Source organism: Nocardiopsis alborubida (genome assembly GCF_012396365.1).
Taxonomy (GTDB): Bacteria; Actinomycetota; Actinomycetes; order Streptosporangiales; family Streptosporangiaceae; genus Nocardiopsis; species Nocardiopsis alborubida.
The window spans coordinates 1-13494 of the sequence record NZ_JAAXPG010000032.1 but is presented as its reverse complement, the minus strand read 5'-3'; the positions used below and the strand labels follow the sequence as shown (position 1 = coordinate 13494).

The window sequence follows — 13494 nt, the reverse complement described above, 5'->3', positions numbered from 1 at the left end:
CGCGGCCGGGCCGCGCGGCCCGGTCAGCGGCCGTGCTCGCCCCGGCCCCGCCATCCGGCGACCGACAGTCCGAACTTGGCCACCAGCCGGTCGGTGAACGGCGCCCGGTGCAGCCGGGCCAGCCGGACCGGCGTGTCGGCACGGGTGATCTCGATTCGTGCCCCTGCGGGCAATTCGACCATACGCCGTCCGTCGCACCAGAGCACGCCCGGCGCCGTGGCCGGGACCACCTCCAGGGCCACGGTCGCGTTCGGCCCCACCACCAGGGGCCGCGCGAACAGGGCGTGCGCGCTGAGCGGCACGACCAGCAGGGCGTCCACGTCCGGCCACACCACCGGGCCGCCCGCGGAGAAGGCGTGCGCCGTGGACCCCGTGGGGGTGGCGCACACCACACCGTCGCAGGCCCAGCGCGAGAGCGGACGGTCGTCGATCTCCAGCACGGTCTCCAGGATGCGGCGCGCCTCGCCCTTCTCCAGGGTCGCGTCGTTGAGCGCCCAGTTGCGCACGGGCGGGCTCCCGTCCCCCCTGCCCCCGTTGAAGACCGCCACGTCCAGGGTCATGCGCTCCTCGACGTCGTAGTCGCGGTTGACGACACTGCGCACGGTCGCGCCCAGGTCCTCGCGCTCGGCCTCGGCCAGGAACCCGACGTGGCCCAGGTTCACCCCCAGCAGGGGCGCCCCGGCCGGGCGCGCGATCTCCGCGGCGCGCAGCAGGGTGCCGTCGCCGCCGAGCACCATGACCAGCTCGACGCCCTGGGCCGCCTCACCCGGCTCGACGACCTCGACCGGGGAGAGCACGCAGTCCTCCACGGCCAGTTCCTCAAGCTCGTTCTTGAGCATGCGCACGGTCAGCCCGGCCCGGCTCAGGCTCTCGTGGACCAGTTGGGCGCTGCGTACCGCGGCGGGCCGACCGGTGTGGGCCAGCAGGAGAACACTGCGTCCGCTGGTCATCGCCGTCCCCTTACGTTCACTCCCCGGCGGGGAGTCTGAAGTGCTGGCCGGGGCGTTCGCCGACCCGGCCGGGTCACGTTACCGGACTCCTGAGACACGCTCACCACGGTCGCTAACGCGGCCCCTCCTCCACGGCCCGGGCCAACGCGTCCGGGTCCAGGGGCGCGGCCCCCGCGCGCATCCACAGGAAGTACTCGACGTTGCCGGAGGGGCCCGGCAGGGGGCTGGCGGTGACACCGACGGTGCCCAGCCCCAGGGTGAGGGCGTGCGCGGCGACGTCGGAGACGGCCTCGGCGCGCAACTCGGGCTCGCGGACCACTCCCCCGGCGCCGACCTTGTTCTTGCCGACCTCGAACTGGGGCTTGACCATGAGCACGAAGTCGGCGTCGGGAGCCACGCAGTCCCGCAGCGCCGGCAGTACCAGGCGCAGCGAGATGAACGACAGGTCGCCCACGACCAGGTCGGGACGGGGCTCACCGATCTGCTCGGGAGTGAGCTCGCGGACGTTGACCCGCTCCATCACGCGCACGCGGTCGTTGCTGCGCAGCGACCAGGCGAGCTGGCCGTAGCCGACGTCCACGGCGGTGACGTGGGCCGCCCTGCGGCGCAGCAGCACGTCGGTGAACCCGCCGGTGGAGGCGCCCGCGTCCAGGGCCCGCCGGTCGGTGACGTCGAACGCGAAGGCGTCGAGGGCACCGATGAGCTTGTGGGCGCCTCGGGAGACGTAGGGGGGCTCGTCGGAGGGCGGACGGACCACGATGGGCTGGTCCTGACCGACCTGGGTCGCGGCCTTGGAGGCCACGATCCCCGCGACCTTGACGAATCCGCCCTCGATGATCTCGGCTGCGTGTCCACGGGAGCGTGCGTGCCCGCGGCGGACCAGTTCCGCGTCGAGCCGGGTGCGTTTTGCCATGGTTACCGAGGATACCGGGGTTGTTCGGGGGCGCCGGCGCCCTGGTCGAGCGCGCCGAGCACCCCGGACAGCTCCTGGTGCAGGGTGTCGAAGACCGCGACGTGCTCGGCGGTGGGCAGGGCCTCCAGCGACTCCAGCCGCTCCCTGGTACTGCGCAGGGTCTGCTCGGCCAGTGCCTGGGCCTGCTCGTTGGGGTCCATGCCTCTCCCGGTGTTCGCGCTGGTCCGACTCTACTTCTTCGTGGTGCCCCTGCTCTTGGTGGTGCGCTTGGCGGCGGTGCGCGCGCGGGCCGTCTTGGCCGCGGTACGGGGCTTCCTGGCCGCGGGATTGCCGGTGTCCTGGGCGTCGGTCCCGGCGTCGGCCGCGGAACCGGTCCCGTCCCCAGAGGCGGAGCCGTCCGCGCCGTCGGCGACCGCGTCCCGCGTGTCCCCGGCCTCGGTGCCCTTCTCGGCCCCCTCGTCCCCGGCTCCGCCGGACCCGGCCTTCCCCGCCTTGGAGCCGTTCTCCGCGGACCCGGCCGCGGAAGCGCCCTCGGAACCCGCGGACGCGTCGGCTTCGGGGCCGTCGACCGCCGCGGCGGCCACGGGGCGCACCGGCGAGGACGCGCCCGCGTCGACGGGGGCCAGGGCGTACTCGACCGCGTGGCGGGCGGCCAGGCGGCGTTCGAGCTCGGCGACCCGGCGCACCAGCCGCTCGTGGTCGGCACGCGGCACGACGTCCATCCGCTCCAGCTGACGCCCGACCTCGGAGCGGATCAGGTCGGCGATGGCCGCACGGTTGGCCTGGCTGGTCTCGATGAGCTCTCCGGCCAGGTTCTGGATGCTCTGCCCCACCCGCGGCGGCAGGCTCTCCCCCTCCGCCGCGACCGGAGCGGCGGAGCCGTTGGCCCTGAGCAGGGCCTTGGCGGCGGCGACGGCCTGCTTGCGCGAGAGTTCGGTGAGGCCACTGGCGGCATCGAGGTAGGTGCGTACCGCGTCGACGACCATGATGACAAGTACTCCTTGATGGGACCGCGGAAGGGGAAGGGGCGCGGGCAGGGGAAGCCGCTGCGCGACGGGGGGCCGTGGCCAACGCTACCGGGACGGAACCGCCGTTGACACGCGAACTCCCAAGACCGCCCCATTCGTCCCGATAGCACCACAAGGACGCGAACGCCCGGCCCCTGGGGCATGATGTGGCCATGAGCAGCATCGACATGTGCCTCGCCGGCATCGAGAAGGTGAACCAGCGCATCCTCGCCCAATCCGACGAGAAGCGCCGCAAGTACATCCGTGAGCGCTCCCTCAGCGTGGAGGTCCCCGACCTGGAGACCGTCTTCGACATGCGGCTCACCCTCGACGGCCTGGTCGGCATCACCCACCGCCCCGCGGACCGGCCCGTACCCCGGGCACAGGTACGGATCACCGTGGGCAGCGACGACCTGGTCGCCCTGGCCGAGGACCGCCTGGACGCGGCCAAGGCCGTGTTCGGCCGCCGGGTGAAGGTCGACGCCAGCGTCGGCGACCTGCTGCGCGTACGCAAACTTCTTTGAACCAACCGCGCGGCAACCGAGCGGCGAACGGTGACGGGTACCGTGCTGGGATGCCACGCCAACCTCTCGAACTGGCGCCCTTCCGCGGCCTGCGCTACGCCGACCCGGACGCGGACCGCTTCATCGACGGAGAGTTCGACCTCGCACGACTCCTGGCCCCTCCCTACGACATCCCCGACGCGGACGAGGCACGTGAGCTACAGCGCTCCGACCCGCACAACGCGGCGCGGGTCACCCTGCCCTTCGAACTGAGCCGGCAGAGCCCCGCCGGGACGGGGACGACGGTGCCGCGCCGCTACCGCACGGCCGCCGAACTGCTGCGCAGCTGGATCGACGACGGGGTGCTCGCGTTGGACACGCAACCGGCACTGTACGTGTACGAGCAGGTCACGGCCGACGGGCGGCGCCAGCGCGGACTGGTGGGCAACCTGCGACTGCCCGAGGAGGGCGCCGAGTCCGCCGTACGCCCGCACGAGGACGTGGCCGACCCGCCGGTGCGCGACCGGTTCCACCTGATGGGCCTGGCCCGGGCCAACCTCGAACCGATCTTCCTCGTCTACCGTGGCGGCGACGGGGACGCCTCGGCCGCCACCGAGGCGGTCGCGGGCGCCCCGCTGACCCACGCGCGCACCCGCGACGGAGCCGAGCACCGGCTGTGGGCGGTCACCGACCCCACCGTGCTGCGACGGATCAGCGCGGACCTGGCGGGCCGGTCCGCGCTGATCGCCGACGGACACCACCGCTACGCCGCCTACCGGCGCCTGCGCGCCGCCCACGACGACCCGGGCTGGCGGTACGGGCTGGCCCTGCTGGTGGACAGCGACACCCACCCGCCCCGGCTGGGCGCCATCCATCGGGTGCTTCCCGGGCTGGACACCGACGCCGCGGTCACGGCCGCCCGGACGGTGGCCTCGGTGGAACGGGTCACGGGCCCCTCCGAACACGCCCTTGACCGGGTGGAGGCACCCGCCCTGCTGCTGGTCTCCGCCGAGGGCGACGCCCACCTGGTGCACGGCTTCGACGAACAGGAGCTGGAGAGGGCCATGCCCGGCCGCTCCCCGCAGTGGCGGCACCTGCCGACGGCCGCCCTGCACGAGATTCTGCTACCGCTGTGGGAGATGCCGGAGGAGCGGGTGCGGATGGTGCACGACGACGCGGCCGAGGCGATCGCGGCCGCCCGCGACGAGAAGGGCACGGCGGTCATCGTGCCCGCGCTGCGGGTGGAGCAGGTGTACGCGGTGGCCGACCGCGGGGAGCTGACCCCCCGCAAGTCCACCTCGTTCGGCCCCAAACCGCGCACGGGTCTGGTCATGCGCCTCCTGGGCTGAGGGAGCGTCCCCGGGCCGACCGCCGCGCCCCGGCCACCCGGAGCGCCCGGACCGCGTACACCGCCGCGAAGGCGAACGCGGCGGCCACCAGCAGGGTCATTGCGGTGGGGGCCAGGTAGAACGTCTGCCCCCAGGTCATGTCGCGGCCCTGGGCCAGCAGCGCCGCCAACCGGTTCGGGAACACGGCCGCGACGATGACGGCCAGCCCCGGCAGCAGGCGCGCGGCGCTGCGCCACCGGGGACGCACGCGGGCGGCCTCCGCCCAGGCACCGGCGCGCCGCACACCCCGCTGGGCGAGGTATCCGGTCAGCCCGACCAGGGCGACCAGGACCAGGTCGAGCGCCAACAGCACCGGAGCGGACGGCGCTGCGGGCTCCCCGCCGTCGGCCAGGGCCGCCAGCCCGTACAGCAGCGCGGAGGCGTCGGCGCTGCCCAGCCCGGTGTTGGCCATCACCGCGATCCCGTACCCGCTCTCGGGCAGCAGCGCCTGGTGGGCGGTGTAGGTGAACTGGATGCCCCCGTGCGAGACCATCCGGGTACCCGCCGGACTCTCCCCGGCGTTCCAGCCCAGCGCGGTGTCACCGCCCGCACCGCCGACCGGGGTGTGGGTGGCGGCGATGCCCTCCTCCGACAGGACGCGGGCACCGTCGGCTCCCCGCCCCCCGTTGTTCTGCGCGACCAGCCAGCGCGCCATGTCGTGCGCCGTGGTGACCATGCCGCCCGCGCCGTTGAAGTAGCTCTGCGGCTCGGGAACCGCGACGGCCGCGCCCAGGACGGCGATGTGCCCCCGGGCCGCCCCCGCCGCGAGGACCTCCTCGGCGGTGTCGACGGTCACGGTGTCGTCCATGCCCAACGGCGTGAACACGCGCTCGTCCATGTACTCGCCGAAGGTGCGGCCGCTGAGGACCTCCACCAGGCGGGCCGCGACGTGGTAGTTGGGGTTGTGGTAGTGCGACTCCGTGCCCGGATCGGCGGCCATCCCGGAGTCGGCCATCCGGGCGAGCGCCCCCTCCAGGTCGTCGGCCGCGGGAGCGCTCTTCTCCCGGAAGGCGGTGTCGGACATCCCTGAGGTGTGGGTGAGCAGTTGGCGGACGGTGACGCGGTCGGCGCGCGGGTCGTCGAGGGTGAACTCCGGCAGGTGTCGCGCCACCCGGTCGTCGAGAGCGAGTTCGCCCTCCTCCACGAGCTGCATGACGGCGAGCGCGGTGAAGGCCTTGCTGACCGAGGCCACACCCATGGGGGTGTCGGCGGTGAGCGCCCCGCCCCCGGAGTCGGCGCCGTAGCCCGCCGTGTGCACCACCTCGGCGCCCCGGGTCACGGCGACTGCGGCTCCGGGAAGGGGCGAGGCGTCCAGGTAGTCGGACACGTAGGCGTCCACGGCCTCGGGGGTCAGCGCGCCCGGGGCCGTGTCGGGGACCTCGGCCCGGGCGGGGGCGGCGGTGAGCAGCAGGAGACCGGTGGCCAGGCCGGCCGCCACGGTTCTGATCAGGGACATGGGAACCATCGTGGCCGGGCGCTGGTCCCGCGACCACGGTGCCGACCGTACGGACACCCTGGGGTTTTCCTCACCCCGACTCCCCCTGCGCGCCTCCTCCCGACACGACCACCCGATATCCGCTGGCCCGGTACCGGCCGTCTGCTGTACCCATGGTGATCTGCTCCGTTCCCTTCCAGCCGAGGAGTCCCCAGCGTGCCCGCCGCAGCGAAGAACCCCGGCCGCCCGCAGACCCGGGCGTCCCTGGCCCGCGACCTGACCGCACTGGGGGTCGCACCCGCCGACACCCTCCTGGTGCACTCCTCCCTCAGTGCGCTGGGCTGGGTGTGCGGCGGTGAACAGGCACTCGTGCAGGCCCTCATGGACGCCGTCGGCTCCGGGGGAACGCTCGTCGTGCCCACCCAGACCATGGACAACACCGACCCCGCGGGGTGGCGCGACCCGCCGGTCCCCGAGGACTGGTGGCCGGTCATCCGCGAGCAGGCACCCGGGTTCGACCCGCGCCTGACACCGAGCAGGTACATGGGCCGCGTCCCGGAGATGGTGCGCACCTGGCCGGGAGCGGTCCGCAGCGCGAACCCGCAGACCTCCTTCGCCGCCCTGGGCCCCCGCGCCCGCGACCTCATGGGGCACCACCCGGTCGGCTGCCGCCTGGGCGAGGACTCCCCGCTCGCCGCCCTGGAGCGCGTCCGGGCCAGGGTCCTGCTGCTGGGCACGGGATTCGACTCCTGCACCGCCTTCCACCTGGCCGAGTACCGGATCCCCCGGCCCCGCCTGGAGCGGTCCGGGTGCGCGGTCCTGACCCCGGACGGCGGCCGGGAGTGGATGGCCTTCACCGACGTGCTCCTGGACGAGGAGGACTTCGCGCGGCTGGGCGCCGACTTCGAGAACACCGGGGCCGTGGTCTCGGGCCCGGTGGGCGAGGCCACCGCGCGGCTGTTCTCCCTTCCGGGGGCGGTGGCCTTCGCGTCCAGCTGGCTGACCGTGAACCGGGACAGGTGACCCCCTCCCCCGCGCGCCCGACACCCGCCGCGGCGGCCCCGGGGCGGCGACGCAGCGCACACCCCGTCCCCGGGCGTGCGGGCCCGGACGGCGGAGGCCGCGTCATAGCCTGGTAGGCGACCACCACCATCGCACGAAACGGGTTCTCCACCATGTCCCTGCTCGCCGCAGACCGTCCCCTGAACGAGATCCACGACGCGATGCTCCTGGACCTGGACGGGGTCGTCTACATCGGCCCCCGGGCCGTACCGGCGGCGCCGGAGGCGGTGGGCAAGGCGCGGGCCGCGGGAGCGCGGGTGGCGTTCGTGACCAACAACGCCGGACGCACCCCGGCACGGATCGCCGAGCACCTGACCGAACTGGGTGTGGGCGCCGCCCCCGAGGACGTGGTGACCTCCGCCGAGGCGGCCGCCCGCCTGGTCGGCGAACACCACCCCGCGGGGTCGGACGTGCTGGTGGTGGGTGACACCGCGCTGCGCCAGGCGGTGCGCAGGATGGGACTGCGCCCGGTGTCGGTCGACAGCCCCTCGGTGGTGGCCGTGGTCCAGGGCTACTCCCGGCACATGACCCGCGACCTGCTCGACCAGGGCACGGTCGCGGTCCGGCGCGGCGCGTTCTACGTGGCCAGCAACAACGACGCCACCGCGCCCAGCGAGTGGGGGCTGACCCCCGGCAACGGGTCCTTCGTCCGGGTCATCGCCAACGCCACCGGGGTCGAACCGGTCGTCGCGGGGAAGCCGATGCGTCCGCTGCACGAGGAGGGCATCCTGCGCACCGGAGCGCGCAACCCCCTGATCGTGGGCGACCGGCTGGACACCGACATCGAGGGCGCGACCGCGCACGGCGCGGCCGGGATGCTGGTGCTGACGGGGGTGGCCACCCCGATGGACGTCCTCGCCGCACCCGAGCACCAGCGCCCCCGCTACCTGGCGTGGGATCTGTCGGGGATGAACCACACGCATCCGGCCGTCGTCCGCGAGGGCGACCGCGTCCGCTGCGCGGGGTGGACGGTGACCGTCACCGGCGGCGCACCGCGCGTGGAGGGGGCCGGGGACCGGCTGGACGGGCTGCGCGCACTGTGCGCCGCGGTCTGGGCCGACCGGGCGACGGACCCGTCCGGCCCGGCCGCACGTGAGGCGCTGTCCCGCCTGGGCTGGTGAGCCCGCGCGGCGGGGCCTCACCGCCGCACCGCCCCGGCCGCGGGGCCGTCGGCCGTCCGGACCAGGGTCGCGGTCCTGGCCTCCACCTCGCACACGCTGCGCACGCCCTCCCGGCCGCGCCAGGTGCGGCGGCGCAGCTCCCCGGTCATCCGGACCACGTCGCCCAGCCGCCAGGCGCGGATTCCCTCGTGCAGGGCGCGGTCGAAGCTGGTGCAGGTGATCGAGTCGGACTGGCGTCCGCGGTAGCGACTGTCGTGGGGGCGGGCCACACAGACCCGCCATGTGGCCAACCGGTCACCGCTGGGCAGTTCGCGGATGAGGGGTCGGGCGGTGATCCGCCCGGCCACGAGGATCTCGTTGCGGTGTTCGGACTCGTGCGTGTCCTGCCGCGGGGACGGGATGTCGGGGGCGGTGCGACTCGGGGCGACCGCGGACTCCTGCTGCATGTGGACGTCCTCCCATGGGTGAAGAGCGAGGAGACGGGCGCGACGCGGGGCAGGGGGCGGGGCCGGAAACCGAAGGTCCGGCCATCCGCGTGCGGTGGGGGCGTGCGCTCTCCCACCAGGATCCCCCCGCGAGGGTCCGGGCGAAAGGCCCGGCCCGAGGCTGTGGACAACCCGTCCCGGCACCGGACGCGCTCCGCGCACCCCTTCCGGCGAGGACCGGGCCGCCCCGCCCCGACCAGCCGTGACACCCTTGTCCTAGAGTCGGGTCCTGTCCGGTTCGGCTCCGCCGAACCCCACGACGACCGAGGAACAGGGGTGCTTGCAGTGCACGACGACGTGGACGTGAGCGGTCTGCCCGAGGGGATCACCCCGCTGGGCGACGACATCTTCGCCATCGACACGATGCTCGCCGGATACCCGGGGATCGTGTCGAGCTACCTCATCCGCTCCCAGCGGCCCTGCATCGTCGAGGTCGGCACCGCCGGTTCCGCGCGGGTCCTGCACGAGGCCGTCACCCGCCTCGGGCTGGCGCCCGCGGACCTGGCCACCATCGTGGTCACCCACATCCACCTGGACCACGCGGGCGGCACCGGCGACATGGCCGCCCTGTTCCCCAACGCCGAGATCGTCGTGCACGAGCGCGGCGCCCGCCACCTGGCCGATCCGAGCAGGCTGATGCGCAGCGCCGAGATGGTGTGGGGCGACCGGCTGGACAGCCTGTTCGGACGGATGAACCCCACCGAGGCGACCCGTATCCGGTCGGTGGCCGAGACCGGGGAGATCGACCTGGGCGGCGGACGCCGACTGGTGACGCACTACGCCCCCGGCCACGCCAAGCACCACATGGGCCTGGTCGACACCCTCACCGGCGACCTGTACGTCGGCGACGCGCTGGGCGTGTACAAGCCGCTCACCGGAGAGGTCAGCCCGGCCACGCCGCCGCCGGACTTCGACATGGAGGCGTGCCTGCGCACCCTGCGCCTGTTCGGGGACATCGACGCCCAGCGGCTGATGTTCTCCCACTTCGGCGCGGTCACCTCGGTCCCCGAGACCCTCGACCGGGCCGAGGCCGAGCTGCGGCTGTGGGTGGAGACGGTGCGCGAGTCCCACGGCAGCACCGGCGACCTGGACCACGCGATCGCCATGGTGCGCGACAAGGTGGTCTCGCGCTACGCGCCGATGCCGCCGGAGCTGCCCGCGGAGTCCGCCGCGATCCTGGACACCCTCAGCGGCGCGGAGGCCAACGTGTCCGGCATCGTGCACTGGCTGGACAGGCTCGCCCGGGAGCAGGCCGAGGCCCGGGCGGCGGAGGAGGAGCGCTCCTGACCGGTCCCGGACGGGGCACGGGGGTGCGGAGCGGCCCCGGCGGCCGCGCGACCGCCGGGTGCGGCGCGCGGCCCGCGGAAAAACCCGGTGCGCCCGCCCGGCCCCGGACCTAGTCTCACCCCCATGACGACTCAGATCCGCGCCATGGAGCGGTCCGACGTCCCCCGGGTCCTCCCCCTCCTGCGCGCCGTCCACCCCTGCCGCGTGCTGACCGAGGACGCGATGCTCTGGCGGAAGGGGAACCCCCCGCCCGGCAGCCGCGAGACCGCCCTGCTCGCCGTGGAGGACGGAAGGCCCGTGGGTTTCCTGCGCTCCGTGCTGCGGTGCGACCACGAGGGGCCCCGCAGCGGCCGGTCCTTCCTCGCCACGGTCGCCGTCTCCCACCGGGACACGGACGTGGGCGCGCGCCTGCTGGACGCCTCCGAGCGCGACCTCGTCGAGGGAGGTGCCGAGGTGCTGCGGGCCGAGGCCGCCGAGGAGGGCATCCAGGCCGGAGGCGAGGCCTTCCGGCGGACGGTGCTGGAGCGGGGGTACACCCCTGAGGACACCCACCGCGTCCTGGGCCTGGACCTGGCCGCGCTACCCGCCCTGCCGAAGGCTCCCGAGGGCGTCGAGCTGCGGCCCTTCAGCGACTACGCCGACGACCCGCGCGAGATCTACGAGGTCGACAGGCTGGCCAGCCTGGACGAGCCGGGCGCGGAGTCCTGGTTCCCCTCCTACGAGGGGTGGTACAAGGACGTGTGGCGGCACCCGATCTCCGCACCGGACCTGTCCCTGCTGGCGCTGGTCGAGGGCGTACCGGCCTCGATCACCTGCTACGTCAGCGACGGGGAGAGCCGGATGGAGTCGTCCATGACCGGAACCCTGCGCGAGTTCCGGGGGCGCGGTCTGGCCGGGTACGCCAAGGCCGCGGCACTGCACCGGGCGCGTGAACGGGGCATGCGGTACGCCTACACCGGCAACCACGAGGACAACGCGCCGATGCTGGCCGCGAACCGGCGGCTCGGCTACGCCCCGGTCGGTTCGGAGACCGTCTACGTCAGGCGGCTCAGGGGGTAGCGGCCGGTTCCGGTGGCGCCCCGGGCAGCCCCAGCTCCCGGAGCAGGTGGGCGTAGAGTCCGTCCGCCCAGGAGAGCTCGTCGTCGGAGGGCAGGACGTCGAAGGCCCGCACCTCCACGGTCTCGAACTCCCCGGTCAGCGGGACCAGCGCGGTCACCTGGGCGTGGGTGACCACTGTGACGTGCCCGCCGGAGAGCACGTAGTGGCCGACGGTCCGGATGTCGCCGAGGGTGGCGCCGGCCTCCTCCCGGGCCTCGCGACGCGCGGTGTCCTGGAGGGTCTCCCCCGGTTCGGCGTGCCCGCCGGGGAACTCCCAGGCCCGGTGCCGGTTGCGTACGAGCAGGGGTCGGTCACCGGTGTAGGTCAGACACACCACGGAGTCGTGGGCCTCGGGGAGGAGCCCCAGACGCACGACGGCACCGCCGAGCGGAGCCTCTCCGCCCGGCGGTGCGGTACCGCCGGTTCCGTGGAAGGAACTCAGCCCCGGTCCTCACGGCCGCGGTGCTGTTCGCCGCGGTCGCGGTCACGCGGGGACGTGCCCTCCCGCGGCTCCTCCAGGAACTCCTGCTCCTCAGCGTCGGTCCAGACGATGCCGTCCTCGGCGTCGTAGTCGACCAGCTCCATGCCCTCCAGGGCTGCCAGCCGCTCGTCGGCGTCGGTGACCCCGTCACTGTCCACGGCCGAGGCGCGCGAGAAGTACTCGCGGGCGTCGTCCTCGCGGCCCAGTTCCTCCAGGACGTCGGCGTAGGCGTAGAAGAGGCGGGCGACCCACGGACGGGCTCGCCGCTCCTTGAGCTCGGGAACCTGGAGTTCGGCCAGGGCGGCCTTGGTGTCACCCATGTCCCGGCGTGCCCCGGAGGCCACGATGCGCAGCTCGACACGGTCCGCGACGTCCAGGTCCTTGGCGGCCGGATCGTTGGTGATCTCCAGCGCCCGCTCGGGACGGCCCAGGCCGCGCTCGCTGTCGGCCATGAGGGCGAGGAAGTTGTCGCGTCCGCTCATCCGGCGGGCCGCACGCAGGTCGGACAGGGCCTCCTGCCACTTGCCGACGGTGTAGGCGGCCACGCCGGACGCCTCCCGGACCCCAGGAACGCGCGACGCCTTGCGGCGCGCGTAGGCCGCGTGGGCGTAGGCCCGCTCGGGGTCCTCGTCCAGGAGCATGCCCGCGGCGACGATGTGCTTGCCGATCAGTTCCGCCAGCGACTTGGGCAGGGAGTGGAGGTCACGCCTGGTCTCGGGGTCCAGCTGGGAGTAGCTGACCTCCTCCGGGAGCTGGGGTGCGATGTCGGCCGGGTCGCGGTCCTCACGTGGCGCACGACGGTCGTCACGCCGGTCGTCCCGGCCCCGGAAGCCTCCGCCCCTGTTGTCCTCGCGGCCGCGGAAGCCGCCGCCACGGCGGTCGTCACGGCGCTCTCCACCACGGAATCCGCCACGATCGTCACGGCGGTCGTCCCTGCGGTCGTCGCGGCCCCGGAATCCACCACGATCATCCCTGCGATCGTCACGGCCGCGATAACCACCACGGTCGTCACGGCGGTCATCGCGGCGCTCTCCACCGCGGAATCCGCCACGATCGCGATCGTCGCGGCGCCCTCCGCCTCCGCTGCGGAAGCCGCCGCGGTCATCGCGTCGTTCGTCACGGCCCCGGAAACCGCCACCGCCGCGACGCTCGTCGCGACCCTGGTAGCCCCCGCGGTCACGGTCGTCACGGCGGTATCCTCCGCGCCGGTCGTCACGACCTCTGTCATCTCTGGAACCGCTGTAGCCGGACCGGGCGCGGGGTCCGTCACCGCGTCCCCGACCACCAGGTCCACCGGAGCGATAACCGCCGCGCTCGTTGGCTCCGGAGTCCTCGCGGTCTCCCGATCGGCTGTCCTCAGTCATCCAACCCGTCCGTCAACACTCAAAAGCGCTGCCACCTTGAGCAGTAGCAGCGCGTCATAGTACTCGTGTCTTCCAGCTTACGACATGGTGTCGCCGCTCATCACCAGAGCGCAGGTGCCCAAGGTCCTACTTTCCCGTCAGCGTCTGCGCACACCGGGCAGAGGGATCCGTGTCCTGTCGTCCGCAGAACACACCACGCCCCGCCCCCCGTGTTCACAAACGCACAAACACCCACACAAAAAAAAGGGGGTGGGATCGCCCGACAAGACAACCCCACCCCCACCACACCAAAAAAAGAGGGGAGAAGCCGCCCCGCAAGGCAACCCCTCCCCCCTCAAGAAAAACCGTGGCAGCGACCTACTCTCCCACCCCACCACAGGGCAGTACCATCAGCGCAAAG

The 13494-nt window shown here is 73.6% G+C and carries 15 protein-coding genes; 7 read left to right on the top strand and 8 right to left on the bottom strand.

Going from position 1 to position 13494, the window contains the following annotated elements:
- Window positions 1–23: 23 nt before the first annotated feature.
- The 4 genes from HGB44_RS26270 to HGB44_RS26255 form a co-directional block, all read right to left on the bottom strand.
- A complete protein-coding gene (locus HGB44_RS26270) occupies window positions 24–950 on the bottom strand; it encodes an NAD kinase (protein WP_061080328.1) in 927 nt (308 codons plus the stop codon).
- Window positions 951–1062: 112 nt separating this feature from the next.
- Entirely contained in the window at window positions 1063–1863 is an 801-nt protein-coding gene (locus HGB44_RS26265; RefSeq protein WP_061080327.1) for a TlyA family RNA methyltransferase, read from the bottom strand.
- Window positions 1864–1865: 2 nt separating this feature from the next.
- Entirely contained in the window at window positions 1866–2063 is a 198-nt protein-coding gene (locus HGB44_RS26260; RefSeq protein WP_061080326.1) for a hypothetical protein, read from the bottom strand.
- A 30-nt stretch (window positions 2064–2093) separates the two neighbouring features.
- A complete protein-coding gene (locus tag HGB44_RS26255; RefSeq protein WP_061080325.1) occupies window positions 2094–2849 on the bottom strand; it encodes a hypothetical protein in 756 nt (251 codons plus the stop codon).
- Window positions 2850–3043: 194 nt separating this feature from the next.
- Between HGB44_RS26255 and HGB44_RS26250 the strand changes: the two genes are divergently transcribed.
- Window positions 3044–3394 (top strand): SCP2 sterol-binding domain-containing protein, encoded by a 351-nt coding sequence (locus tag HGB44_RS26250; RefSeq protein ID WP_061080324.1) that lies wholly within the window; start codon window positions 3044–3046, stop codon window positions 3392–3394.
- A gap of 50 nt (window positions 3395–3444) precedes the next feature.
- Window positions 3445–4722: a DUF1015 family protein gene (locus tag HGB44_RS26245; protein ID WP_061080323.1), complete on the top strand. Its 1278-nt coding sequence runs from the start codon at window positions 3445–3447 to the stop codon at window positions 4720–4722.
- On the opposite strand, the gene HGB44_RS26240 is transcribed toward HGB44_RS26245, so the two are convergent.
- Window positions 4703–6217: a serine hydrolase domain-containing protein gene (locus HGB44_RS26240; protein ID WP_231972406.1), complete on the bottom strand. Its 1515-nt coding sequence runs from the start codon at window positions 6215–6217 to the stop codon at window positions 4703–4705. The genes HGB44_RS26245 and HGB44_RS26240 overlap by 20 nt on opposite strands.
- A 195-nt stretch (window positions 6218–6412) precedes the next feature.
- On the opposite strand from HGB44_RS26240, the gene HGB44_RS26235 reads away from it, so the two are divergent.
- Together HGB44_RS26235 and HGB44_RS26230 are read left to right on the top strand one after the other, a co-directional pair.
- Entirely contained in the window at window positions 6413–7219 is an 807-nt protein-coding gene (locus HGB44_RS26235) for an aminoglycoside N(3)-acetyltransferase (RefSeq protein WP_061080322.1), read from the top strand.
- Window positions 7220–7371: 152 nt separating this feature from the next.
- On the top strand, window positions 7372–8379 hold the full coding sequence (locus HGB44_RS26230; RefSeq protein ID WP_061080321.1) for an HAD-IIA family hydrolase: 1008 nt from the start codon (window positions 7372–7374) through the stop codon (window positions 8377–8379).
- Window positions 8380–8396: 17 nt separating this feature from the next.
- Here the strand turns inward: HGB44_RS26230 and HGB44_RS26225 are convergent, their stop codons facing one another.
- A complete protein-coding gene (locus HGB44_RS26225; protein WP_061080320.1) occupies window positions 8397–8825 on the bottom strand; it encodes a single-stranded DNA-binding protein in 429 nt (142 codons plus the stop codon).
- Between the two features lie 324 nt (window positions 8826–9149).
- Between HGB44_RS26225 and HGB44_RS26220 the strand changes: the two genes are divergently transcribed.
- Both HGB44_RS26220 and HGB44_RS26215 read left to right on the top strand, forming a co-directional pair.
- The gene (locus tag HGB44_RS26220; protein ID WP_231972410.1) at window positions 9150–10151 is read left to right on the top strand and encodes an MBL fold metallo-hydrolase; all 1002 of its coding nucleotides are present in this window, start codon (window positions 9150–9152) and stop codon (window positions 10149–10151) included.
- 123 nt (window positions 10152–10274) lie between these two features.
- Window positions 10275–11210 (top strand): GNAT family N-acetyltransferase, encoded by a 936-nt coding sequence (locus HGB44_RS26215; RefSeq protein WP_061080318.1) that lies wholly within the window; start codon window positions 10275–10277, stop codon window positions 11208–11210.
- On the opposite strand, the gene HGB44_RS26210 is transcribed toward HGB44_RS26215, so the two are convergent.
- Both HGB44_RS26210 and HGB44_RS26205 read right to left on the bottom strand, forming a co-directional pair.
- A complete protein-coding gene (locus HGB44_RS26210; protein ID WP_061080317.1) occupies window positions 11200–11622 on the bottom strand; it encodes an NUDIX domain-containing protein in 423 nt (140 codons plus the stop codon). The two genes, HGB44_RS26215 and HGB44_RS26210, sit on opposite strands and share 11 nt — an antisense overlap.
- A gap of 65 nt (window positions 11623–11687) precedes the next feature.
- On the bottom strand, window positions 11688–12371 hold the full coding sequence (locus HGB44_RS26205; RefSeq protein ID WP_061080316.1) for a tetratricopeptide repeat protein: 684 nt from the start codon (window positions 12369–12371) through the stop codon (window positions 11688–11690).
- On the opposite strand from HGB44_RS26205, the gene HGB44_RS26200 reads away from it, so the two are divergent.
- Entirely contained in the window at window positions 12333–13154 is an 822-nt protein-coding gene (locus tag HGB44_RS26200) for a hypothetical protein (RefSeq protein WP_061080315.1), read from the top strand. The genes HGB44_RS26205 and HGB44_RS26200 overlap by 39 nt on opposite strands.
- The last annotated feature ends 340 nt before the right edge of the window (window positions 13155–13494 follow it).

Bases quoted from the DNA above. Each gene is read 5' to 3' on its own strand.
- HGB44_RS26270 (WP_061080328.1), bottom strand. From the start codon at position 950: ATGACCAGCGGACGCAGTGTTCTCCTGCTGGCCCACACCGGTCGGCCC.
- HGB44_RS26265 (WP_061080327.1), bottom strand. From the start codon at position 1,863: ATGGCAAAACGCACCCGGCTCGACGCGGAACTGGTCCGCCGCGGGCAC.
- HGB44_RS26260 (WP_061080326.1), bottom strand. From the start codon at position 2,063: ATGGACCCCAACGAGCAGGCCCAGGCACTGGCCGAGCAGACCCTGCGC.
- HGB44_RS26255 (WP_061080325.1), bottom strand. From the start codon at position 2,849: ATGGTCGTCGACGCGGTACGCACCTACCTCGATGCCGCCAGTGGCCTC.
- HGB44_RS26250 (WP_061080324.1), top strand. From the start codon at position 3,044: ATGAGCAGCATCGACATGTGCCTCGCCGGCATCGAGAAGGTGAACCAG.
- HGB44_RS26245 (WP_061080323.1), top strand. From the start codon at position 3,445: ATGCCACGCCAACCTCTCGAACTGGCGCCCTTCCGCGGCCTGCGCTAC.
- HGB44_RS26240 (WP_231972406.1), bottom strand. From the start codon at position 6,217: ATGTCCCTGATCAGAACCGTGGCGGCCGGCCTGGCCACCGGTCTCCTG.
- HGB44_RS26230 (WP_061080321.1), top strand. From the start codon at position 7,372: ATGTCCCTGCTCGCCGCAGACCGTCCCCTGAACGAGATCCACGACGCG.
- HGB44_RS26225 (WP_061080320.1), bottom strand. From the start codon at position 8,825: ATGCAGCAGGAGTCCGCGGTCGCCCCGAGTCGCACCGCCCCCGACATC.
- HGB44_RS26215 (WP_061080318.1), top strand. From the start codon at position 10,275: ATGACGACTCAGATCCGCGCCATGGAGCGGTCCGACGTCCCCCGGGTC.
- HGB44_RS26205 (WP_061080316.1), bottom strand. From the start codon at position 12,371: ATGCTCCTGGACGAGGACCCCGAGCGGGCCTACGCCCACGCGGCCTAC.